Origin of the sequence: Zhongshania aliphaticivorans (assembly GCF_902705875.1) — a bacterium.
Lineage (GTDB): Bacteria > Pseudomonadota > Gammaproteobacteria > Pseudomonadales > Spongiibacteraceae > Spongiibacter > Spongiibacter aliphaticivorans_A.
Genome location: NZ_CACSIK010000001.1, coordinates 2,741,031 through 2,765,165, shown reverse-complemented (window position 1 = coordinate 2,765,165; position 24,135 = coordinate 2,741,031). Strand labels below are relative to the sequence as shown.

Sequence of the window (24,135 nt, the reverse complement as noted above, 5' to 3'; positions counted from 1 at the left end):
GACAGAGAGCGCTTATGAAAATCCTTGATGTAAAAGTGATTGTTTGCTGTCCGGGGCGCAATTTTGTCACGGTAAAAATTGTCACCGATGAGGGCGTTTATGGAATTGGCGATGCGACCTTGAATGGACGTGAGTTAGCGGTGGCGTCTTATCTCGAAGACCATATTGCGCCGTGTTTAATCGGCCGTGATCCACAGCAAATTGAAGATATTTGGCAATACCTTTACCGCGGGTGTTACTGGCGCCGAGGTGCAGTAACGATGTCGGCCATTGCCGCGATAGACGTTGCCCTCTGGGATATAAAGGGCAAATTGGCAAATATGCCGTTGTATCAATTATTGGGTGGCCGCTCCCGTGAAGGCGTCATGGTCTACGGCCACGCTAACGGCGCGGATATAGCGGAAACCGTCGAGGAGGTGGGTCGTTACATTGATATGGGTTACAAAGCGGTGCGCGCTCAGTGTGGCATTCCTGGCTTACCGTCGACCTACGGGGTGTCCGGCGACAAAATGTATTACGAGCCAGCCAATGCAGATTTACCTGAAGAAAATATTTGGTCGACTGAAAAATACCTAAATCATGTTCCCCAGTTGTTTAACACCTTACGCGATCGCTATGGTTTCGATGTTCATCTTCTTCACGATTGTCATCACCGCCTAACACCCATAGAGGCGGGGCGCTTGGGTAAGGATTTAGAGCCCTACCGCCTATTTTGGCTGGAAGATACGGTACCCGCCGAATTGCAGGAACGTTTCCGCTTAATTCGGCAACATACCACTACACCCTTGGCGGTGGGGGAAGTGTTTAACTCCATTTACGATTGCAACACCTTAATCACCGAACAGCTAATCGACTACATTCGCTCGACGATTGTGCACGCGGGTGGCATTAGTCATGTGCGGCGTATTGCGGCACTTGCAGAAATTTATAATGTTCGCACTGGATTTCACGGTGCGACGGATTTGTCGCCAGTGACGATGGGGGCCGCATTGCATTTTGACACCTGGGTGCCGAACTTTGGCATACAGGAATACATGCGTCACACCGAGGCGACCGACGACGTTTTCCCCAGCGATTACTATTTTAAAAACGGTTACTTACACGTTGGCGACACGCCGGGACACGGTGTGGATATAGACGAAAGTCTCGCGGCAAAATACCCCTATCAGCGCGCCTATTTACCCGTAAATCGCTTACAAGATGGCACATTATTTAATTGGTAAAGCGAATGCTGTGTTTTAAGCACTGGCTAGCGTGTTATTGCTCGCCGCTATGGGGCTTCATATCTCAAGGAGATAGTGTATTAAGCTATTAGATGTTATCAGGCGTTTGACAGATTTACTGATAGAAAAAAGCGTGGCGCGTTATCGCCAAATTCTGCTGTTAATTCGCCCGAGTCCAAGTGTCTGTGACAAGGCGACGCTGACCTTGCAGGGCGCAGCGCCTGTAGCAGAGGTGGATAGCCGGTATTTGTCTTTTTCGGTCGATATTTCGGTGTTGGCGGGCGGCTTTTGGTGGGAGGGGACTAACGATAGCCGCCGGGGCTTGGGCACCTTGCGTATTCCGCCGCTGAAACTGACATCGGCAAAGCTAGATCGTTTGGTGGACTTGTTGGGGCCGGCCTATTTACGTATCGGCGGCTCAGAGGCCGACAAAATCCACTACTTTGATAATCCCGATGGTGACCCTGATGCACTAGTACTCACTAAGCCGCAGTGGGACGAGCTTCATGCTTTTTTGCAGCGCAACGATTTAAAGCTTATTTTTACCTGCAAGTATGGCCTGTTTAAACGCGAACACCACGGCCGCTGGCAGGGCACTGAACTGCAGGGTTTACTGGACTACAGCAAGGAACAGGCTTATCGCATTGATGTCTTTGAACTTGGCAACGAGCTTAATGCCTACTGGGCTTTTCACGGCGTGATGTCGCAGCCCCGCGCCATTAATTTGGCCCGTGATTACAATCGGTTTTATCGAGTGATTAGACGAGATTTTCCCGATGCAAAAATATCGGGGCCGGGGAGTGCTTTTTGGCCAAAGCTGGGCGAAACGGTTCGTCCAATTAGTAATATTACGCCTCGTTTTTTATGTAATTTAGATTTTAAATTGGATATTGTCGATTGGCATTACTACCCCTTTCAGAGTGATCGCAGCCCTGTGCGGACACGCTCAGCAAGGCTACATCATTTAGTGGACCCCAAATCCTTTGAGTATTTTCGCTTATATAGCCAGCGTTTAAACGCGCTCAGAGATCGATTTCAGCCCCAGGCCGCGGTGTGGACGGGGGAGACTGGCTCAGCCCAATGTGGCGGCCAACCCGAGCTATCAGACCGTTGGGTATCTACGTTTTGGTGGGCTGATCAACTGGGCATGGGTGCGCGGATGGGGCAGCAAGTCATGGTAAGGCAGTCTCTGATCGGCGGTGATTACGGCATGATTGCTAGACTGACCTTAAAACCGCGTCCCGATTATTGGTTAAGCTGGTTGTGGGGGCAGCTGATGGGGAACAAGGTGTTCGCTATTGACAGCAGCTCCCCACATATTCGTTGTTATTTGCATTCAGCGAGGGAGGGCGAGGGTAAAACCTTGTTACTGATAAACCTTGCTGAACATCGTGTTCAAGTCGATCTAGAGGAGTCACTACTGGCGTCCATTCGTGGAGGTTATGAGATGACTGCCAAAACACTGAGTAGTCGTCGAGTTCGGCTTAATGGTAAAAAGCTAAGATTCAATGGTGGTAGGGTGGCACTTGAGCACTTTGAACCCGCGTCTTTTACTTCTCAGTTGCCGCCCTACAGTGTTGGCTTTTGGCAGTGTGATCCGATTGCTAAATGATATTTAGTCTCGCAATGAAATGTTTTGCTAGCGCCAACTAAATGTGAGTGAAGGTGTCGGTATCGCCGAATCCATGTTGACCTATACACACTGTAAAACTCGAGTGCGGTGAACCTTATTCGCGAGCCTTACTTTTTATAATGTCAGCATTTTCTTTCGATATAGGATAAAACTGACCTAGACCACAGGATTGTCCGGGTAAAAATCCTGAGCCGACACTATTTAACACGGTAATGATATCAACGTTGCACAAGTCATTGAGCGAGGTGCGATACATGACGGTCTTATGACGTGACAAACCATGGCAGGGGTAAGGTAAGTCATTCAGGAAAATTTGCTTTCCTCTCATATAGAACAGAATACTACGGTTATCGACAACATCCATTCGGTCAATGCGTTGTAGGCTGACACAACGCTGCGGTTCGTCTGAAACATGAGCAAGGTTTTCGTTGGGCTCAGGTTTTTCTGCGTGAGCCAGCGGTGATAGAACCATTGAGGATAATATTGCACTCAGTAACAGTTTCATTAGTAGCCTCCTGATTATAAGTTTTGTAAATGGCGAACTTATTGTTAGTTGATTCTACTTCTACCGTGAAAGGAGGTATAGGGTTATTTATCTTAGTTTATTTTGAGTTTTTGTAGTTTATTTTGGTTGTGGGTGTCGGAATATCCCTAAAGCAGCACATTGTGATAATGGCCCTGAATTAATTAGTCATGAATTTACAGCATGCGCTAAATCACACGACATACGGATCGAATATATCCAGCCAGGCAAGCCTCAGCAGAATGCGTATATCGAGCGAGCTAACCGGACTATCCAGTATAGCTGGGTGAGTAAGCATTTGTTTGAATCATTGGAGCAAGTGCAAGAGTATGCAACTGAATGGCTTTGGTTTTACCATCATGAACGGCCACACAAAGCCAACATTGGGAGGCCACCATTGTTGGCCGCATAACCTCTACTTGGAGCACCAGTTAAAAAAGGGAGGATTACCCTAGCAACTAATGGCTATCGTTTTATCTGGCGGGCAACGCCATCTTCCACCATTTTGCCATAAGGTGGTCGCAGTATCTTAAATGGGTCCAGCTTAGACTGATTGTAAACAGCTTTGGCATGACTGAAGTTTTTAAAACCATCAAAGCCGTGGTAACTGCCCATACCGCTGTCGCCGACACCCCCAAAAGGCAAGTCTTCCTGTAGGATATGCGCCATTAAATCATTCACGACTAGGCCGCCAGATACGGTTTCATGGGTAAGCTTATCGATCTCCTGTTTGTCTGTTCCGAAATAATACACAGCAAGCGGCCTGGCCTTTTCATTGATGCCAGTAACAACTTCTTGGAGATTTTGGTAACTCTCAACCGCTAACAAGGGACCAAATACTTCTTCCTGGGAAATGCGGCAGCTACTATCGGCATTGATAACGAGTGAGGGTAATACACGGCGTCCACTACTGTCGCTCTCGTGTAAGGCGATCACTTGAGCACCACTTTCTTTTGCTTCAGCAGTCATCTCGCGAAGGCGATCTGCATGTCGTTGAGTGATGATGTGTGTATATTCTGGATCTGTAGCGACATCCCCAGGATATAATTTCTTTAGACTTGCCTTACAGGCAGAAATAAAGGCCTGCATCATGCTTTCTGGAACAAATATCGTATCTGGGCATAGGCAAATTTGCCCTCCATTTAGAGTCTTCGCCCACATTAACTTTTCTGCAGCTAATTGAAGATTCGCGGAAGGTGAGATTACAACTGGGTTTTTTCCACCTAACTCCAGTGTCAACGGGATTAAGTTTGAAGCCGATGACTGAGCAACTAATCTGGCAACGTTAGTGGATCCAGTAAACAATAAATGATCGAATTTAAGTTTAGAAAACTCAGCTGCTACTTCAGGTCCACCAAGTACCACTGTCAATTCAGTTTTATCAAAACTAGACTCGATCGCTTTAGCCATCAAGTTTGACGTCTCTGGGGTCAATTCCGAAGGCTTCAACATAATTCTGTTTCCAGCGCCTAAAATATCCGCCATTGGTGATAGTGCCAGATTGATCGGGAAATTCCAGGGAGAGATATTGCCCACAACGCCCATTGGCACATATTCAACTTTCGACTTAGCGCCAATCAAACCCAGCGGGAACTTGCTGCTGCGTTTTTCGGGTTTCATCCACTTCTTGAGGTTGCTGCGAACATACTTAAGGTTGTCTAAGGTGGGCATCAGATCTGACGTACGTGTGGTCATAGCTGAACGGTTTTCAAAATCCGCCATCACCGCATCAATCATGGATTGCTGGTTACTAACCACCATATCAATCAAGCGATTAATACGATCCGTACGTAATTCAAGACTTGGGTACGGGTCTTTAATATGTGCTGCGCGTTGAGCCGTTAATAAACTTTGCAGACTTGAAGTTTGGGCAATAGAAGTGTCGTTAGTATTCATTGTCATAATCCGAAATATTGGTTAGCTGACGAGCTTGCTGATTAAGGCTTCGCATTGTTGCTGATTCATATACTTAGGTACTGCATAGCCGTAGTGAGACTCTTTCAGGGCGGCTTTTGCAATGGCAGGAATGTCGGCAGTTTGGAGCGCATCTAATGTCGAGGGAATGTTCAAATCTGCACTAAGCTGACGTACGGCAGCAACAAATTTCTTGGCTTGAATTGCTGTCGAGTCTGAGGCGTTCGCCTGGCCAGTAGCCACAGCGAGTTCGGCAAGTCGTTTTTCGCTGGCATCTTGCTGAAAGTCTAGAATTGTCGGTAAGACTATGGCGTTGGCGACCCCATGGGGCGTGTTGTAGTGGCCACTGAATTGATGCGCTATACCGTGAACATAGCCAAGGGCTGTCTTATTAAAGGCGAGTGCGGCATAGCAAGAAGCTACCGCCATGGCTTCGCGGGCGCTGACATTTCCGCCGTTGCTATAAACTTCTGGTAAATTCTCAAAAATTAATTTGGCCGCTGCTAGAGCGTAAGCATCGCTCTCATCTGAAGCGATTGTTGCTAAGTAGGCCTCAATCGCGTGGGTTAAGGCATCCATTCCTGTGGCAGCCGTGATAGGGGCTGGTAAGCCGAGCATGATGTTAGGGTCGAGTGCCGCTGCAACGGGTACAGTTTTAGGGTCGCCGATGATGCCCTTTTTATGAGTAACTGGGTCAGAAATGACCGCCGCCACTGATACCTCTGAGCCTGTCCCTGCGGTGGAGGGTACCGCGTACAGGGGCAAGCCAGGTTTTTTGGCCTTAAAATAGCCAACCAGTGCTTCTGGCGTTTTGTTGTTGGTGGCGGCCACCGAGATAACTTTGGCCGCGTCAATGGACGAACCTCCGCCAAAGGCCAATACTGCATCACAGTTGTTGCTCTTTGCTAACTCAAGCCCAGCGTGGACTTGTGCAAAGGTGGGGTTTGGTTCGACACCGTCATAAACGCTCACATTGATGCCAGCGGCGCTTAATTTATCTTTAATGGCATCCACAAGGCCCATTTCGTGGAGCATTGCGTCGGTGACAATGATGACGCTTTTATAGCCAAAATGGATAATATTGTTGCACAGCTGCAGTGATGAATCCGGGCCAGAATAGATCATGGGTTTTGGTACGGGCACTATTTTTAGTAACAGCCCAGTGAAGAAAATAATGGTTTTATAAAATAGGGTTTGGAGGGCGAAAATCATTGGGGTTCCTTTAGTAGCAGCTTTGGGGTTGCCGAAATCCTGTTTGTTCTCCTGCCGTAAGAACCTTTTTTGTAGGCTGAGCAGGGATTCTGCTTCAGATTCTTACCTAGAGGCCGTGATGTAAGTGCCAAGCAATTAATGAGGGATGTTTAGCTCTTTACGGCGTGTACAGAACGGGATTTCAGCTACTATTCTGATAATTATGTGAGTAGAAACTATAGCGGTGTAATTATCTGTAAGGAATGCTATTTATGGCCAGCCATTTGACTAATATGGCCATCACTGAATTTACCTAAGCGAGTCACCCTAGCGCTAACATCCATGGTTGGGGAACTACCATATCACCCATTTTCTTGAAAAAAATGGATCAAAACCTGCCTCAAACCAGATCCTAATTTGGAAGTTGGGGGTGTTTTATTGGGGAGGTATTTAGAAATGTATGACTTGGATAAAGTCTATAATCCCGATCCAGTGTCAGACCTTCCGGTTCGCTCGGACTAATGCGTTAAAAACTGAGCCTAGCAAAGTTGCAGGGCTCAGTTAATGCTACCTCAAATTAAGAGGGGCGGGCTGCGCCATCAAAACTGAGTAGATAAACTCAGGCTAATTTGGCGCGGATCATTGATATAGGCATTGTAGCTACCGGCCTGCAATGTCGTAGCGAAGTTAAAGGATTCATAGGCAACATCGGTACAGTTTTTACAGGATAACCTCATTTCCCAATCCCGCATCTCTGCTGCGTACAGCAAGCCGACGGAAAGATCCCACAGTGTATACGAGTCTTGTTTTTCGTCGGCAGCATTAACACCGGAGAAGTAGCTGCCATTGTAGGATGCAGAAATTCGGCTGGAAAGCTCAAGCTTTTGCGTTAATGGCTGTATGTAGTTCATTGTTGCCACAGCGGCCAATTCTGGCGCCCGAGGCGTATCTCGATCAGTTAGAAAGCGAGTGAACTCAGGGCCATTATTTAAATCGCCGAACGTGGCGTCCAGGGCAGTAATACTTAATTCGGCGCGGAAGTTTTCGTTAACTTGGTATAGGTTTTCCAGCTCTATTCCCTGCGATACCGCTTCCCCGGCATTTTCGGTAAAGAAATTAAGTCCGTTGAAAAAGTTAAGCTGCAAGTCAGTATATTTGGTGTAAAAAATGGCGATATTGGTCTGCGCGCTGCCATCAAGATAGCGCGACTTCAAACCAAGTTCGGCACTACTCGCATACTCTGGGTCATAGGTAGTGTTGTCAAAATTAGCGGCTTCATTAAACAGATTTACCGCGCCTGATTTATAGCCTCGCCCGAAAGATAAGTAAGTGTTTACATCATCATTCAATTGATACTGAACTGCTAATGTCCCGGTGACCTCACCTGAAGAGAATTTATCATTAAAGCTTTCCCCGCGAAAAATTCCGGCGACATCGAAGGCATTTCTTGGTGTAGTTAGATCACCGCTTGGTGGTTGGCCGACTGCGCCTGAATTGACAATTGCTTGAGCAACTGGCGAGTTGTACCAATAAATATTATCAAAGCCCCCCTCTTTACTGTCGTAGCTATAGCGAAGACCAGCAATCAAATTCCACTTCTCGCTTAGTTCAGTTTGGCTGTGAATGAACGCGGCGAGGCTGGTAGATTCTTGGTGGTAGTCTTCTATAGAAACGGCTTCGCCTTTGTCACCTACCAGCTGGGCATCACCACAGCTACCAACGGTTGCAAGTCCTGCAGTGCATGTGGCAAGTGCGACCTCTGGTGAGGCAGCGGCTAATATAAGGTAGTTTACGTAGGAGTTCGCATCGGTGTCAGACTTTACAGACCGTGTGCTCTCAAAGTTTTCATATGAATAGTACAGGCCTGCGACAATATCGCTTGGCCCCCAAGCCCATGAGAAATTGAACTCTTGTGATATAAAATCTATGACCGAAGGCTCATCAAATGTGAGTATATGCGCTGGGCCAAAATCTGCATCAGAATCGATCTGCTCGTCAGAAAAGCGGCGTAGACCGGTGATGGATTTAATGTCGACATTCTTAAGAAAAAAGTCTAGTTGCCAGGTTAAACCGTAATCTTCAGTAATTTGTACTGACTCACTATTAACATTGGTGAGCCGTTTTTCTTTCGCGTCGTCATCTTCTTCTGTATACGTAGTAAGGCCACGGTGATTGGCAAACAATTCAATACCCGGTTGTACGGGTCCCGTGGTGACCTGAACAGAGCCAAAACAACACTCAGCATCTGACTTGGTGTAATCGGCAATCAACAGTGAACTTAGTTTGTCGCTAACATCAAATAGCCATTGGGCTTTAAGTCCATAACGATTGATATCGTTAAAGGTTTTATCTTGATCAGGGCTTTCATAAAAGCCATCTTGTTTATTAGCTATCGCCGCGAAGCGCAGGGCGTGCTTGTCATTGACAGGAATTGTTACAGCCCCTTTGAGTAGCCGCTGATTATAACTACCGGTAATGAGTTCTACCCCGCCGCTGACAGCGTCCATGTCGGGTTTGGCACTCGTCATCGAGAGCGCTCCCGCAACGGTGTTTTTACCAAACAAAGTACCCTGCGGACCACGTAGTATCTCTAGGCCGGCGATATCATTCAAATCTGTCAGTGCCATGCCTGAGCGAGAGCGATAGACGCCATCGATAAATACGCCAACCGCCCCTTCAAAGGTACGACCGTTGCCGACAGAGCCGATGCCACGGATTTTCAAGCTAGCGTTCTGTGAGCTTTGCGCCACATCAAAACTAATACTTGGATTTACATCTGTTAAGTCGGTGGTGGAGACAACGCCTGCGTCACGCATCGCTTCTGAAGACAGGGCCGTTACCGCGACGGGTACATCTTGCACACTCTCGGTACGTTTTTGGGCAGTAACTACCACTTCTTCAAGCGCCGCGGCTAAAATCTGGGTTGGCAGCAAGGTTGCCATTAAACTGAACGTTAGTAGGCCGAATGAATTCTTGTATCCTGTAATCGATTTGCGAGGAAGGTTACTCTGGTCGCGAATGGAATTATCTAATTTGATGGAGTTTTGAGCCTCAATATTGTGTGCTTCACGCATACTGGTTATTAATTGAGAGTGGTGTGCCGTCGAAGTCATTATTATTACCTCATATTATCAATATATTATTGTGGGTAATATTAATGTAGAAAAATAACCTTAAGAATGTTTACGGTGGCCATGTAATGACAGAACCGGCCATTTAATGGATATAAACAATTTACGAAACAGTGAGAGGAGTCACTCATTAACATTTAAATAGCATGCTCCTACTCAGAGTTAACCTGGCGAGTAATAGTAAGGTTATCTGTTCGCTTTTAATATAATCGGCGTGAAGTAATTAAAAAAAGTGAGCTATAAATTGACTGTGTAGTACAAAAAACGTAGACAATTTAGCAAGTTAATACTGTGTGAAAATGACGGCGGTAGCTACCACTATTTATATATGTATTAGCGGCCCGGAGCGGCAGTGATCATAGGGTGATTTTTTGTATTTGCACGTTAAGTGTGGATATTACAAATCCAGAGCACAATGGCCAAGGCTGATAAGCATTGTTGATGTTTTAGGGGCTTTGCTGGAAGGAGCGCGTAACACGCGCGGCGGAGAAAGCAATTATAGCGGTCGCCTAATAATGACCTTCTGTGGCAGCCAAAAATGGCTGCGGTGAGACCGGTATTGACATTCAGATATCACGGGTATCTAATTTGACATATTCGGCCATAAAATAGAATAACAGCATGTTGGAAAACCAAGCAAACATTCATTCTACTAGTCACCATACAGAGGGCTTGCCGCCACTATGGCCTCTTATGGAAACTTTTGGCGTGACGGTTAATCAGTGCCTGGAGGGAACAGGTCTTACCATGGATCAGGCAAAGGGTTACCAAGCCGGAATGACGCCTGAGCAAGAATTCGCGCTTTATCGTAACTTGTTACGTTTGAGTGGGGATGCCATGTTGGGCCTGAAGTTGGGTGAACTCTATCATCCACAATCTTACGGGATGTATGGCTATGCAATGCTAAGTGCCCGTAACGTGAAAATGCTTGTAGAGATTTGTAGTAAATTCCATGACCTTAGTTTTAGTCATTTCAAATTTCGAGATGCTCTAGATGAAATTGGAGGAACACGTCTAGAGTTTCGTTATCCACTTCCTCAAGAGTTAATCCAGGGATATTGAGGCTGGGTTTAATGTGCTCCAGTCGGTCGGTCTGAGTAGATCGGTAATTAAAGAGATCCACCTTGCGTACGTCGATGACGCTAACCATGAAAAATATGAAAAACATTTCGATTGTCCCATTGTTATGGGGCAGCCATGTAATGCATTTTTATATGATTCATCACTTTTGGATCAAGATCTGCCGTGGTCGCCTAACCAACGCACAGTGGATGCCTGTCTTGAGAGCTGTCGTGAATTACTCAATGAAATAAGAAGGAATAATAATTTTAGCGCAAAAATAGTCGATCAGATTATTAGCAACCCTAGAAAGTTTCCCTCTATTGTTGAGATTGCTCAAGAGCTATCGCTTTCTACGCGGAGTTTACGCCGGAAACTACAGCACGAAGGCACGAGCTATCAGGATATACTTAAAGAAGTGCGCTTGAAGCTCGCTAAGCAGTATTTGAAGGATAGCTTCACGGTAGAGCAAACTGCTGATTTGCTGGGATACTCTGAAAGCTCGGCTTTTTCTCGTGCATTCAAGAGCTGGACAGGCCGCACACCGCAGGATTACCGCATAAGTTCAATGAGCTCAAGTTAAGGGGGATGTATAGATGAGTATTAAATGGTTATCGTCTTCCTTCTGACAAACGAGTTATGCTGATTATTTAAAATAAAATCCGTCGGCTATTCTCTGTAATTTCTTTGGCTTATCTAAGCTTTTAACTAATGTGAGCTATAAATAACGTTTCTACTTGTGAGACTCGTCGTTTAATACAATGGATGTAAGTCTTTTGTTTCTGATCAACCTCTTGTCAGGCTTGTTCGAACTGTCAAAACATGGCCGAATCTATCATTCAGTTGATGACATATATACCTCAAGATAAACCTAATAAAATAAACCTCACTAGTAGTGAATTTGGCGTGAAATTAACGATTCGTATAGTTCTATAGATCTTTGGTAGAGATGGCCAATAGTTCGTCGTGCTATTCGATAGGGGATAATGTGAGCAATAAATCAAAAAATAACTATCAGGTAGCGATTATCGGAACAGGTTTTGGTGGTTTGGGCATGGCCTACTACCTCAAAAAGTCCGGGATAGACAACTTCCTTGTTTTGGAGAAAGGCGAAGATGTTGGCGGTGTTTGGCGTGAAAACACTTATCCAGGTGCGGGCTGCGATGTACCCTCACACTTTTACTCTTGGTCTTTTGAACCTCATTATCCGTGGCAATATCGTTACGGTAAACACTATGAAATCAAAGAATACATGCGCTTTGTTTCTAGGAAATATGACATTTACAGTCATATCAAGTTTAAGCAAAAGGTAATAGCGGCAAATTTTGACGAACAAAGAGCCGTTTGGGTTATACACAGTGCCAGCGGCGAGATATACGAAGCCGATATCTTAATCAGTGCTGTTGGTCAGTTACACCGCCCGTCAATACCTAATATACCTGGGCAGGATAAATTTAAAGGCACTAGCTTTCACTCGGCTACTTGGAACCATGACTTTGATATGTCTGGAAAGCAGGTTGCGGTTATTGGCACCGGTGCCAGTGCGGTGCAGTTTGTTCCCGAAATTGCCAAGCGGGTTGAAAAATTACATGTCTTTCAGCGCTCACCAGGGTGGGTAGGCCCTAAGGTGGAAAAGGCATTTAGTGGCTGGCAACGTTGGTTGTTAGATCATATTCCTTTAATTCATGACATTGATCGTCTACGTATTTTTCTGTTAACTGAAGCTCTTGGCTATGCCTATCGAGGACACCGCTGGGCAGAACGCTTGCTCACCGTTATGTCTAAGTTGCAATTGCGAATTCAAGTTAAGGATCCGGATCTTAGGGCGCGCTTGACACCTGATTACCCAATTGGTTGTAAACGTTTGTTGTTAACCACTGAATGGTTGAGGGCATTAACAAGGCAAAATGTAAATGTTGTGACGGAAGGGATAACAGAAATTACCGCTGAAGGAGTGCGCGGTGAAGACGGTGTATTGCATAAGGTTGACGCTATTGTGTATGGCACTGGCTTTGCTGCAACCGAATTTCTAGCGCCAATGCAGGTGACGGGTAAGAACGGCGAACTGCTACATGAACGCTGGGCAAAAGGGGCAAATGCTTATTTAGGTATGGCTGTCTCGGGCTTCCCAAATTTTTTCACTCTTTATGGGCCAAATTCAAATCTTGGATCAGGCTCTATCGTTTATATGCTTGAACGCCAGCAGCGCTACCTTGCCAAGTTGCTTATTGATCGACGAGATCGCAGTTGGGATGTTATTGATGTGCAAGAGAAGCACCACTTAAAATTTAATGAAGAAATTCGGAAGCGAAGTGAAGGCTCAACTTTTGAAGGTGATTGCCAAAGTTGGTATAAAACTGCCGAAGGCGTAAACACCAATAACTGGGTGGGGTCTATGTGCGAATATTCGCGACGTACAGCTAAACCTAATTTTGATCACTACGATTTTGAAAAGATAAAGTAGTAAGTGATTCTTTATGAGTAACCAATTTCGTATGGAATAATTTATAAAATATTGATGAATAAATAATTGTTGGCATGAAAAGGACGTTCAATTTGACATTGTTGGGCGTTGGTATGATTTCATATTAATCAACACTACACATGGCTGGGCGAACTGTTTCTAATTTCAATTTTATTGAATGGCTTTCATTCTCTGTGTTTGCATACGAAATTGAATAATTTGTAAAAATAAAGAAATATTGAGTAAATTTTATGACTTACGTAATAGCAGCACCCTGTATAGCCGATTATTCATGTGTGGAAATCTGCCCAGTCGATTGTATTAGCCCAATGCCACAAGATCCTGGCTTTGAGAAAGCTGAACAGTTATATATTAACCCTGATGTTTGTGTCGATTGTGGGGCTTGTGTCGAAGCTTGCCCAGTCCTGGCGATCTACAAAGAAGATCACCTCCCCCTCAAATGGCAGCACTATACCCAAATCAACGCTGATTACTTTAGCCAAAAACCTCTTGCAGCAGCGGGGAGCACATCAAACCATGAATGATAAGAATCTGCGTGTAGCGGTTGTCGGAGCTGGGCCTGCAGGACTGTACAGCATTGCTCATTTACTGGAAGACAATGACCATACCGTCGAGATCGATCTCTACGAACGACTTGCTACTCCTTGGGGATTAGTGAGGTCTGGTGTTGCGCCTGATCACAGTGAGAAAAAACTTGTGGCAGACCGTTTGTTTGATCACTACTTAAACAATCCTAGGGTTCGCTTTCTTGGCAATGTAGAGATTGGCACCGATGTGTTACCTGCTGAACTGTTAGACTGGTATGACGCGGTTATATACTCAGTGGGAGCCAACGACGATATTCGTATGGGCATCCCTGGCGAGAATCTTCCGGGTTGTTTGGCTGCACGTGAATTTGTTGCTTGGTATAACGGCCACCCAGATTATAGTAATTTAGATCTTGATTTGAGTCATGAGCGCGCTGTTATCATCGGTAATGGCAATGTTGCGATAGATATCGCTCGAATACTTACACTCCCTGTTAAAGAGCTACAGCAAACTGATATTGCCGATCATGCAATTAGCGCACTGCGTAAAAGTAAAATTAAAGAAGTGGTGCTACTTGCTCGACGTGGCCATTTTCAAGGCGCATTCAATAATCCTGAGATAGAGGAATTACTTCACCTTGTCGGTGTTGACGTTATTATCGACGATCCCGGCCAGCTAGACGACAACGATGGTCGTCTGGCATCAGCCACGTGGGAAGAGCGTCGTAAAGTAGAAACATTGCGATTACTTGCAGCCAAAGGTGCTAGTGGCGCTGAAAAGCGTATTGTCCTACGTTTTTTAGGCTCCCCAGTTGAATTATCTGGTAACGGCAAGGTTGAAAGCCTGTCGGTCGTAAAAAACAGTTTGGAATATAGTCACGATGGTTCAGTTCGTGCGCGAGCGACTGACAGATACGTTCAAATTAAGACTGGCTTGCTTATGCGGTCTATCGGATATAAGGGCTCACCTATTGCCGGATTACCCTTTGATGAATCGCGCGGAATAATTAGCAATACCCATGGCAGAGTTGACTCTGCAGGCACTGAGTTGCACGGAATCTATGTTTCGGGTTGGATAAAACGCGGCCCTAAAGGTGTCATCGGTTCTAATAAAAAATGCGCACGAGATACCATTGATAGCTTACTAAAAGACTTCGCTGGCGGCTTGCTAACACCGGCATCAAAAAGTTCTGCTGAGGTGCTTAGTGTACTCAGTCGTCGTCAGCCAAAGCTAATCAATTTTCAAGGCTGGAAAAACATTGATCGCCATGAGCGATTAAAGGGTGCCGAAGATGAAAGGCCACGCGTAAAAATATGTGACACCCGCGAGCTTCTAAAGGCTGCCGATCAATAATTTTGTGTCATACACACGTTCAAATCCCTGTGATTCATTTCACAACAGACGTCATCGTAACCAGAAGGGTTTCTCATGAATAAGCAACAACATACATTCTGTAGAATTTGTGAACCTATGTGCCCGATGTTGGCTGAAGTTAACGACAGCGGTGAAATCGTTGGGCTCAAACCCAATCACGATTACCCTTCAGGTGGCCTCGCTTGCCACAAAGGTTTGTCATACCTCCAGTTTCATAATGATCCAGATCGATTGAATTATCCCTTGCGCCGTCGCAATTCCCGTGAAGAAACCGAGGGCGATTTTGAGCGAATAGATTGGGAAACGGCTTATTCGGAAATCAGTACCAAGCTCACGTCTCTGGTTGATCAGTACGGGCCTAGCTCGGTTGCGGTTTATTCAGGCAACCCAATGGCTTTTAATTCCCGAATGCTTATGTCTGCAGCACAATTTATCGGCCTTCTCGGGACGGATATGGTCTTTAGTTCTTCAACACAAGACATGACCAACAAAATAGTCAGTGCTGTCGCTATCTACGGTTCAACTAGCGCAATGATTCCCGATATTAGCAATACCGACTATTTGCTCTGTATGGGTGCGAATCCACGGGTGTCCAAGTGGACGACAGTCTCAACCGAAAATACCTCCGGCAAAGTGACAGAGGACATTAAGTCTCGTGGCGGCAAAGTATGCTTTGTTAATCCGCGTAAAACTGAGTCATCGACCTCAAAGACCGGTGAAACATTGCTGATTAAGCCTGCGACCGATGCCTATTTTTTGGCGGCTGTACTTTGCGAGATTGAAGCACTGGGTGGCTTCGACGAAGAGATGTTAGCGAGGTATGGCAGTAATGTTGATTTATTTAAGGCGTTTATAAAAAAATACCCAGCGCAACGTGTTGCCGGTGTCACCGGTATTAGTATCGATGAGATCAAAACCGTTGCGGCTGATATTACTTCGGCAAAGTCGGCCACGGTTCACATCTCCACGGGCGTCAACATGAGTCGTCAGGGTGTTATCTGTCACTGGCTTGCTGAGATGTTAAATTTTGCTACTGGTAATTTGGGCCGTAAAGGTGGTAGTTACAAGCCTGCAGGGGCAATTGACGTGTATTCAAAGCAGGACCTTAATGGTCAGATTGTTAAGACAGCTTTGGGAGATTTTAATTTCACTAACCCCACCGGTTATATGGCAATGCCCGGTGCATTACTTGCCGATTTTATCGAATCCGGTGAGATCAAGGCCTTAGTTTGCCTCAGCGGTAATCCATTGTTGAGTGTTGGTGGCGAAACTAAAATGCGCAATGCTTTTAAGAAACTTGATGTGATGGTGTCAGTTGATGTTGTAAGAAATAACACCTCTGAGTTATGTGATTATGTATTACCAGGAACAGATTTCTTGGAACGTGCAGATACCAATCTGCTATCTAATGGCTTTCAAACAACGCCAAAGATCATCTATTCTGATGCGGTAGTTGCACCTAAAGCTGAGCGGCAAGATGAATGGAAAATTCTTGCCCGCTTAGAGCAGGAGATGGGCTTGTCGCTTACCAACGAAAGCACTGATGACCTTGCAGCAATACGTGGAATTCTTGCGTACAGCGGCACATCGATCGAAGCCCTCAGAGAACAACCGCATCAAACACTGTATCTCCCTGAAAAGAGTCGTGACGACTTATTCGAAAAATGCCTTCAGCATGACGATAAGCGTATCAACTGTTATCCACCAGAATTTGAGAGTGCTGGGCTTTTTGAACGTTGCGAATCCATCTTTGAAGAATTACAAAATGAGCCAGAAGATACACTCAAACTTATTTCACGACGAACGCCGTATATGCACAACACGTGGCTGGCAAATTCGAATAAGTTTAGGAGTGGGACCTTGCAAGTTAATCCGCTGAATATGTGCCCGCAAGATGCCGCAGAAAAAGGTTTTCTCGATGGTGACGAGGTGCGTGTGTACAACCAATACGGCAGTGTAATAACACGTTTATCCATTACCGATGACCTGCGTCCAGGAACGGTGTCTTTAAGCCACGGCTATGGCGCGGGTCGGCCTTCAATGCGTATAGCCGAGCGCAACCCTGGGGTTAACTGCAACGAGCTAATGCCGACGGGCCCAGGCAGTTACGAGCCCTTGAGTAATATGTCGTGGTTGTGCGGGGTGCCGGTCGATCTTGAGTTGGCTAGTTGAAGGATCCTGAAGTTCAATGTGAAATAGGGCTGCTTCACCGATGGGTGAATGTATACTAGAAAGTGATCATCAAAAATTATAAGGATATACCATGAAGCAGTTGAGTCCTACAGACACTCTCTTTGTTAATTTAGAGACGCCTAGAACCCCTTTACATATTTCAAGTCTTCAGGTTTATGACCCGCCAGCTGCTGGTGAAAATCCCGTACGATTTAAGGATGTTTTACAGCGTTATGAACAACGCTTGGGTAGATCATCGGTTTTCCGTCGAAAGCTAGCTAGGGTTGCCTTTGATTTAGATAGCCCATATTGGATTGAAGATGCTGATTTCGATCTGGAATTTCACGTGCGGCATATCGCTCTGCCTAAACCGGGTGACTGGCGTCAGTTTTGTATATTAATTGCCCGCTTGCAAAGCCAGTCGCTTGATCTTAGCCGTCCGCCATGGGAAGCCTATGTCATTGAGGGGCTAGATAATATTAATGGCTTACCCAGTGGCAGTTGGGCAATGTTGTCTAAAACTCATCACGCCGCTATTGATGGGAGTACCGGCAATCAAATGGCGGTGGCATTACATGATTTAGAGCCATATCCCGTGGAGATAAAGGTTGCTGATACTTGGAAACCCGAGAGTGAGCCAGGCCAACTTAAGATGTTGGGCAAGGCGTATCTAAACCTGTTTAAAACGCCTAAGCAAATAAAAACAATGGCAGGGCAGGTGATAAAATCTCGTAGTAACAAAATACGCAGTAGATTTGACAGCACTTCCCACATACATGATTTAAAAGAACGAATACGCTTTAACGCCGACGTTAGTCCGCAGCGCGTATTCGGTGGTTTACGTATAGAGTTAAGCCAACTCAAGCATATTAAAAATGTGGTTAAAGACGCGACCCTAAATGATGTTTTACTGAGTATTGTGAGTGGTGCTATGCGTCACTATCTCAGCGAGAAAAATGAAATGCCAGACGGCCCGTTGACGGTTATGGTTCCCATTAGCACCCGAACAAAAGAAGGCGTTAATGCTGACGGTGGCAATGAAGTGGCGGCGATGAATGTAAAAATGTGTATTGATATTGCTGACCCACTGGAACGCCTCAAGGGTATTCACAGCGATGCAGTAGCGTCAAAGGCCTACGCCGACGCAGTCGGTGCGGATATGATGAGCTCAATGATTGAGTCTATTCCAGCGGGTTTAATGTCATTGGGGATGCGAGCGGCTGCGAAAACCGGCTTGATGTCAAAAGCGCCGACTCCACATACTGTCGTTACTAATGTTCCTGGACCACAGTTTCCACTTTATTTTTGTGGTGCTAAATCGTCTCTAGCTATGGGGCTTGGCTGCTTGGCTGATGGAAGCGGTTTGTTCCACACAGTGGCAAGTTATAACGGCTACCTGTCGCTAACGTTTTTATCTTGTAAAGAGATGATGCCTGACCCTGATTTTTATCATCAATGTATTAATCGATCCTTTAAAGAACATTTGGAAGCCGCTGATGTGTTGGTAAATGCAAAGGAATGAAAACCTAATTTCAAGCCTAGGCCCGTAGTTCAGTAACATTCTTGTTTTATTGCATGCACTGGCTTCAAGAGCCGTATGTTAAATACTATCAAAGAGGAAATGATGAGACTTAAAGATAAAGTTGCAATTGTGACTGGTGGTGGTTCAGGTATTGGTGCAGCGATTTGTAACTGTTTTGCGCAGCAAGGTGCCAGCGTGGTCGTTACTGATATTAATCTAGCCGGTGCACAGAATGTCGTTGATCAAATTATAAAGAGCGGCGGTAACGCTATGGCTGTAGAGCAAGATGTGGTTGACGAACAGCGTTGGTCCGAAGTGATTGCGATAACACTCAGCGAGTTTGGTGGCTTAGATGTACTAGTTAACAACGCCGGCATTGGAATGCGTGGCAGTGTCGAAAGTACCACATTGGCAGAGTGGCAAAGAACCCAGAGCATTAATCTTGATTCTGTCTTCCTCGGTACTCAACAAGCTGTTCGGGCCATGAAGCAAAATGGCGGTTCAATTATTAATATTTCATCTATTGAAGGCATTGTAGGTGAGGCAACATGTGCAGCGTATAACGCCAGCAAAGGCGGAGTCCGCATATTTACTAAGTCTGCAGCCCTTCATTGTGCTAATGAAGGATATCGAATTAGGGTTAATTCGATTCACCCGGGGTTTATTGCGACACCTTTGGTGATTGCGGCGATTGAATCGCTTCCGGCGAGTGAAGCAGAGCAACTCAGCGCCCAATTATTGGCAAAAATTCCGTTTGGCGAGCTGGGGAACCCCGAAGATATTGCTAATGGCGCACTGTTTTTAGCATCGGATGAGTCACGTTATATGACGGGGTCGGAGTTGGTCATAGATGGCGGTTACACCGCGCAATAATCGTTACCGAGGCAGCGAGGTCTGTTGACGTTTTCCGTTAGTTCTAACGAGTGGGGAGTTAAAATGATGACTCCCTCTGTACGTTATTAGCGGTGCTTGCAGCTGCTAGTCAGCCGTTAACATTAATACCACTAGGTTTATTATGTCTGACAATAGAAAAACTGTATTTATAACCGGTGCATCTCGTGGGATTGGTGAAGCGGTAGCAAAGCTGTTTGCTCATCACGGTTGGTATGTGGGTCTATACTCTCCTGAAGTAGAACAGCTTGCGGCAATTAGTTCTGGTATTGGAGAGGAACAATCGACCTATAAGTTTCTAGATGTTAGAGATAAAGTCTCGATTGACGAGGCGTTTGCCCACTTCTCTGCCCAAACTGGGGGGCGTTTGGACGTGCTGGTCAATAATGCGGGTGTGCTTGCTAACGGGTCTTTTGAACAAATAGACCCCATAGAGCACGATAAAATCATTGATATCAATATCAAAGGAGCGACTCACGTTCTCCAAAGTGCCTTTCCCTTGCTGAAGAGTACATCTAACTCAGTGGTTATTAATCTTTGTTCAGCGTCCAGTATCCATGGATGGCCGCAACTTGCTGTTTATAGCGCCTCAAAGTTTTACATTGATGGTCTAAGCGAAGCTTTGAATATTGAATGGTCGCAATACGGTATACATGTGACGTCGATCAAACCGCCTTTCGTTAAATCTACCATGTTGGATAATATGTCTTTTGATGCTAGTAACAAGATGACGGTTGATATGACGCCTGAGCAAGTGGCTAATGCGATATTGGCTGCGGTTGATAGTGACAAGGTAGAGCATATTTTGGGTGGTGACGCTAAGCTGTGGGCGTTTATTAATAAGTGTATGCCACGCTCGCTGCGACGTAAAATAGTTCGTTCGAAGGCAGGTTATGTCTAGGACGCGGACGGTGTCCAGGTCAGAGCTGTCCTATACAAAAAAGCCTTACGTTTCCCCTTTGGAAAAAGTTAGCCAAATCAGCTTCGGTTCATAAAATTTCAGCTCAGATTAAAACTGACAGATTCCAAATGGCTAACGCACATAAATAGTTTGGGCGACTATAAACATACAGCGCAGTTTGGTTGTAGTTCTATTCCCTCCCCCTCGAATACAGGCGTATCGGCAATTTACTTTTGCCGGCTTACTTTGTCCCTATATTTCAACGTTATTAATAATTAATTTATATAGCATTTTCTTGTTTGTCGTAATTTAACTTGTCTCGGTTTTTAATTTTGAGTGAATTAATAGATAAGCTGTAGTTTAAGCTCGGCAGGAGACCATAGCTTGATCTGGGAGTTTTTAAATATGAATTCTAGGGAGTAGTTGGGTTTGATTGAATGATAGTCGGGGTCTGGATCTGGCATTCGCGGTTAACTAAATATTAGTAGCTTATTGTATACACATGCTTCTAGGTATCGAATGGCCATATTGGTCAAAACGTGGCCTCTATTAACATTACTTCTCACTGCAGATCTGCATTAGAGTTTCGCTCCAATAATCTTCAAAGATTGCTAATAATGAATTTGCGTAGCCTAGGGTGGGCGACATCGGGATTTTTTCTTTAAACGCGCTGAAAAAATGATGAGCGTAATAAACGTTATGTAAAACAGCTGCGCTAGGTTTTAGCGTGGAATCAATAATATTTTTATAAAAATTGGGAATGTAAAGATGAATTTAAAGATGTTGCCACTACAAAGTTTTTTGGCAAAGGTTGATGCCAACCCAAATGCGGCGTATTTACATCAGCCGGACAGCGGTGTGTGGACGACTTATACCTTGTCAGAGACAGCTAGCAGGGCTGCAAAGTTAGCATCGGCATTACTTGCCAATGGTTGTGATAAAGGGGATCGCATTAGTATCTTGTCCAAGAACTGTGCAGATTGGGTAATCGCCGACCTAGGAATAATGATGGCCGGTATGGTGAGCGTGCCTATCTACGCAAGTGCTGGCGAGTCGACGATATCGCATGTGGTATCGCATAGTGGGGCCAAGATTGTATTACTGGGGAAACTGGATGAATCCATTGCCGCGGATGCCGCATTGAAAGATGTTCCTGTTGTCACACTTGGTGGTCGAATTGAGGAGGGGAGGCCCAGCCTTGATTCATGGCTTGAACAATACGAGGAGCTCAAGAATATTGCACAAGCAGAACCGGAAGATCTGTGGACAATTGTGTACACCTCAGGAAGTACGGGTGTACCAAAAGGTGTTTGTTTAACGTATGGCAATATACGCGCAACGGCGCGAGATCAGCAGGCGGCTTATTATGAGTCAGATGACGGCAAAAGAGCGTTGTCTTATCTGCCTCTTGCCCATGTGGCGGAGCGTTCTTGTGTAGAAATTACTTCAATGTATTACGACCTAGAGGTGTTTTTTAACGAATCACTAGACACCTTTATGCGTGACTTGCAGCATGCCAGGGTCACTCAATTTGTGTCGGTTCCTAGGTTATGGGCAAAATTTCAAGCTCAAGTGTTGGCGCAAATTGATTATGACACCCTCGAGTCGCTACTTAGTTCGGATAGTGGTGCTGAAGTGTCTAGGTCAATTCGGGAAAAATTAGGTTTTGGCCATTGCAAAAGTTTTGGTTCCGGTACCGCGCCAATCGCACCTGCGTTGTTGAAATGGTACACACGTATTGGCATTGAGATTATGGAAGGCTGGGGAATGACCGAAACGTCCGGTGTCGCAGCGGGTAATACCCCGTTTGAACCAGAACGCCTAGGCAGTATTGGGGTGCCAGTAAATGATGTTGAAATGAAGCTTAGCGAACAGGGTGAGATTCTGATTCGGGGGGAGGCGATTTTTACTCAATACTACAAAAATGCCACGGCGATGGAGGAGGCATTTGTGGATGGCTGGTTCCGCACAGGGGACCGCGGTGATCTGCAGGCCAACGGAGCTTGGCGTATTATCGGGCGCGTTAAGGAACAGTTCAAAACGGCAAAAGGCAAGTATGTTGCGCCAGCACCAATAGAATCCCTGTTGTTGGCGGACCCCTATATTGAGCAGGCCTGTGTCTCAGGTTCGGGACAGCCACAGCCATTTGCGATCGTTGTTCTCGTCGAAGGTGTGTCATTGGAGAAAGAGGCAATGACTTCTCGGTTTGAACAATTGCTTACGGAAGTAAATGAGCAGCTTGAATCACATGAGCATTTGTCTGGTGTTTATATTGTCAGTGAACCCTGGACCATAGAAAATGAACGACTAACACCCACCATGAAATTGAAACGCGATAATATTGAAGCGAGCTACGCTGATATTATGGGCAGCGTGAAAGGGGTGATTTGGCAGTGAAGCGGCAGCACCTAGGAAAGATCGGTGAGCCTTTATGAGTTCCCATAAGCGCATGCAATTACGCGATCTGCAGCCACAATTTCGCCGAGGCCTGCTCCGCATGCCGCCAGTGCGTCTGGAATCTCGATTTCTGCGTGGGCTGACACGGATGCTCGAACCTGTTCTGTTTCGTGATGCTGGCGATCAGCAGGTGCATATCCAAGAAACCGAGATAGGCGCAGCCAAGGTGCGGGTTTATACACCCATAGGTCAGCAATCGGGTTGTGGGCTTATTTGGATTCATGGCGGAGGCATGATCACCGGCCGAGCGAGTATGAATGATCGTGAGTGCAGGCATTTAGTGAATGATTTAGGTGCTGTTGTCGTTTCTGTCGATTATCGATTGGCGCCTGAGCATATTTATCCTGCTGCTATAGATGATTGCTACGAAGCGTGGTTGTGGCTTCAAAAATCAGTGGATGATTTTGGCGTTGATCGTAATCGGATCGCGATAGCCGGCCAAAGTGCCGGCGGCGGCCTTGCCGCTGCTCTGTGTCAACGAGTTCTAGACTCCGGCGGTGTGCAGCCAGTAGCGCAATGTCTCTTCTATCCGATGCTGGATGATCGTACTGCTGCTCGCCAAGAGTTGGATGTTGTCCAACATCTTGGCTGGAATAACCTTAACAATCGATACGGCTGGTCCGCGTATTTGGGCCATGATGTAGCTCAGGAAAACCTGCCCGAATGGGCGATGCCAGCACGCCGAGAAGAATTGGCTAATCTTCCGCCAGCGTGGATAGGGGTGGGGGAACTCGATCTTTTCTATGAAGAAAATCTCGCCTATGCCCATCGTTTGCGAGAAGCGGGTGTGTCTTGTGATGTAGACGTTGTGGCTAGAGCCCCACACGCTTTTGACCTTTTTGTTCCCGGGGCGGAAGCATCCAAATCTTTCCAACAAGGCGCATGGGATTTCCTTCGTCGCTACTTGTGTTCGTCAGCATAAAGACCTTGGGGGTATTGTAAAAAAATGGGTTACTTTAAAGTGAAAATCAACAGGAAATGGCACGAAGTTTAGTCGCTCTATCTTCTTGGTAGTAACCTAGACCCCAGCGAAGCATGCTCTACCCGATGCGGCGGGAACCTCTATGTAGCATTATTTAGCAGCGCTGTACTCCGATTCGGAGACTGGAATTTATACATTTCGATATATGA

The 24,135-nt window shown here is 45.8% G+C and carries 17 protein-coding genes and 1 pseudogene; 14 read left to right on the top strand and 4 right to left on the bottom strand.

Going from position 1 to position 24,135, the window contains the following annotated elements; translation table 11 throughout:
- The first annotated feature begins 14 nt into the window (after positions 1 to 14).
- Together manD and AELLOGFF_RS12390 are read left to right on the top strand one after the other, a co-directional pair.
- On the top strand, positions 15 to 1,223 hold the full coding sequence (gene manD, locus AELLOGFF_RS12395; RefSeq protein WP_159269028.1) for a D-mannonate dehydratase ManD: 1,209 nt from the start codon (positions 15 to 17) through the stop codon (positions 1,221 to 1,223).
- Between the two features lie 106 nt (positions 1,224 to 1,329).
- Entirely contained in the window at positions 1,330 to 2,835 is a 1,506-nt protein-coding gene (locus AELLOGFF_RS12390) for a glycoside hydrolase (protein WP_159269027.1), read from the top strand.
- A 115-nt stretch (positions 2,836 to 2,950) separates the two neighbouring features.
- On the opposite strand, the gene AELLOGFF_RS12385 is transcribed toward AELLOGFF_RS12390, so the two are convergent.
- Positions 2,951 to 3,361, bottom strand: coding sequence for a DUF6491 family protein (locus AELLOGFF_RS12385; protein WP_159269026.1), 411 nt, complete (start codon positions 3,359 to 3,361; stop codon positions 2,951 to 2,953).
- Between the two features lie 151 nt (positions 3,362 to 3,512).
- On the opposite strand from AELLOGFF_RS12385, the pseudogene AELLOGFF_RS12380 reads away from it, so the two are divergent.
- A pseudogene (locus AELLOGFF_RS12380) lies at positions 3,513 to 3,791 on the top strand (integrase core domain-containing protein); the annotation flags it as partial.
- Positions 3,792 to 3,844: 53 nt separating this feature from the next.
- Here the strand turns inward: AELLOGFF_RS12380 and AELLOGFF_RS12375 are convergent.
- The 3 genes from AELLOGFF_RS12375 to AELLOGFF_RS12365 form a co-directional block, all read right to left on the bottom strand.
- Positions 3,845 to 5,275: a coniferyl aldehyde dehydrogenase gene (locus tag AELLOGFF_RS12375; protein ID WP_159269025.1), complete on the bottom strand. Its 1,431-nt coding sequence runs from the start codon at positions 5,273 to 5,275 to the stop codon at positions 3,845 to 3,847.
- 21 nt (positions 5,276 to 5,296) lie between these two features.
- The gene (locus tag AELLOGFF_RS12370; protein ID WP_159269024.1) at positions 5,297 to 6,505 is read right to left on the bottom strand and encodes an iron-containing alcohol dehydrogenase; all 1,209 of its coding nucleotides are present in this window, start codon (positions 6,503 to 6,505) and stop codon (positions 5,297 to 5,299) included.
- 578 nt (positions 6,506 to 7,083) lie between these two features.
- Complete coding sequence (locus AELLOGFF_RS12365; protein WP_159269023.1) at positions 7,084 to 9,597, bottom strand: TonB-dependent receptor; 2,514 nt, start codon at positions 9,595 to 9,597, stop codon at positions 7,084 to 7,086.
- A gap of 639 nt (positions 9,598 to 10,236) precedes the next feature.
- Between AELLOGFF_RS12365 and AELLOGFF_RS12360 the strand changes: the two genes are divergently transcribed.
- From AELLOGFF_RS12360 to AELLOGFF_RS12310, 11 genes are all read left to right on the top strand, one after another.
- On the top strand, positions 10,237 to 10,677 hold the full coding sequence (locus AELLOGFF_RS12360) for an AraC family transcriptional regulator ligand-binding domain-containing protein (RefSeq protein ID WP_159269022.1): 441 nt from the start codon (positions 10,237 to 10,239) through the stop codon (positions 10,675 to 10,677).
- A gap of 13 nt (positions 10,678 to 10,690) precedes the next feature.
- Positions 10,691 to 11,257: a helix-turn-helix domain-containing protein gene (locus AELLOGFF_RS12355; protein WP_159269021.1), complete on the top strand. Its 567-nt coding sequence runs from the start codon at positions 10,691 to 10,693 to the stop codon at positions 11,255 to 11,257.
- A 405-nt stretch (positions 11,258 to 11,662) separates the two neighbouring features.
- Complete coding sequence (locus tag AELLOGFF_RS12350) at positions 11,663 to 13,138, top strand: flavin-containing monooxygenase (RefSeq protein ID WP_159269020.1); 1,476 nt, start codon at positions 11,663 to 11,665, stop codon at positions 13,136 to 13,138.
- 251 nt (positions 13,139 to 13,389) lie between these two features.
- A complete protein-coding gene (locus tag AELLOGFF_RS12345) occupies positions 13,390 to 13,683 on the top strand; it encodes a 4Fe-4S dicluster domain-containing protein (protein ID WP_200842663.1) in 294 nt (97 codons plus the stop codon).
- Positions 13,676 to 15,040 (top strand): FAD-dependent oxidoreductase, encoded by a 1,365-nt coding sequence (locus AELLOGFF_RS12340; RefSeq protein ID WP_200842662.1) that lies wholly within the window; start codon positions 13,676 to 13,678, stop codon positions 15,038 to 15,040. The genes AELLOGFF_RS12345 and AELLOGFF_RS12340 overlap by 8 nt, the downstream gene beginning before the upstream one ends.
- Positions 15,041 to 15,115: 75 nt before the next feature.
- A complete protein-coding gene (locus AELLOGFF_RS12335) occupies positions 15,116 to 17,233 on the top strand; it encodes a molybdopterin-containing oxidoreductase family protein (RefSeq protein ID WP_159269019.1) in 2,118 nt (705 codons plus the stop codon).
- A 91-nt stretch (positions 17,234 to 17,324) separates the two neighbouring features.
- Positions 17,325 to 18,755, top strand: coding sequence for a WS/DGAT/MGAT family O-acyltransferase (locus AELLOGFF_RS12330; RefSeq protein ID WP_159269018.1), 1,431 nt, complete (start codon positions 17,325 to 17,327; stop codon positions 18,753 to 18,755).
- Between the two features lie 75 nt (positions 18,756 to 18,830).
- On the top strand, positions 18,831 to 19,628 hold the full coding sequence (locus AELLOGFF_RS12325) for a glucose 1-dehydrogenase (protein WP_235036458.1): 798 nt from the start codon (positions 18,831 to 18,833) through the stop codon (positions 19,626 to 19,628).
- 142 nt (positions 19,629 to 19,770) lie between these two features.
- The gene (locus tag AELLOGFF_RS12320; protein WP_159269016.1) at positions 19,771 to 20,547 is read left to right on the top strand and encodes an SDR family oxidoreductase; all 777 of its coding nucleotides are present in this window, start codon (positions 19,771 to 19,773) and stop codon (positions 20,545 to 20,547) included.
- Between the two features lie 768 nt (positions 20,548 to 21,315).
- Positions 21,316 to 22,944, top strand: a complete 1,629-nt coding sequence (locus AELLOGFF_RS12315; RefSeq protein WP_235035717.1) for an AMP-binding protein — start codon at positions 21,316 to 21,318, stop codon at positions 22,942 to 22,944.
- Positions 22,945 to 22,978: 34 nt separating this feature from the next.
- A complete protein-coding gene (locus tag AELLOGFF_RS12310) occupies positions 22,979 to 23,926 on the top strand; it encodes an alpha/beta hydrolase (protein WP_200842661.1) in 948 nt (315 codons plus the stop codon).
- Positions 23,927 to 24,135: the final 209 nt, after the last annotated feature.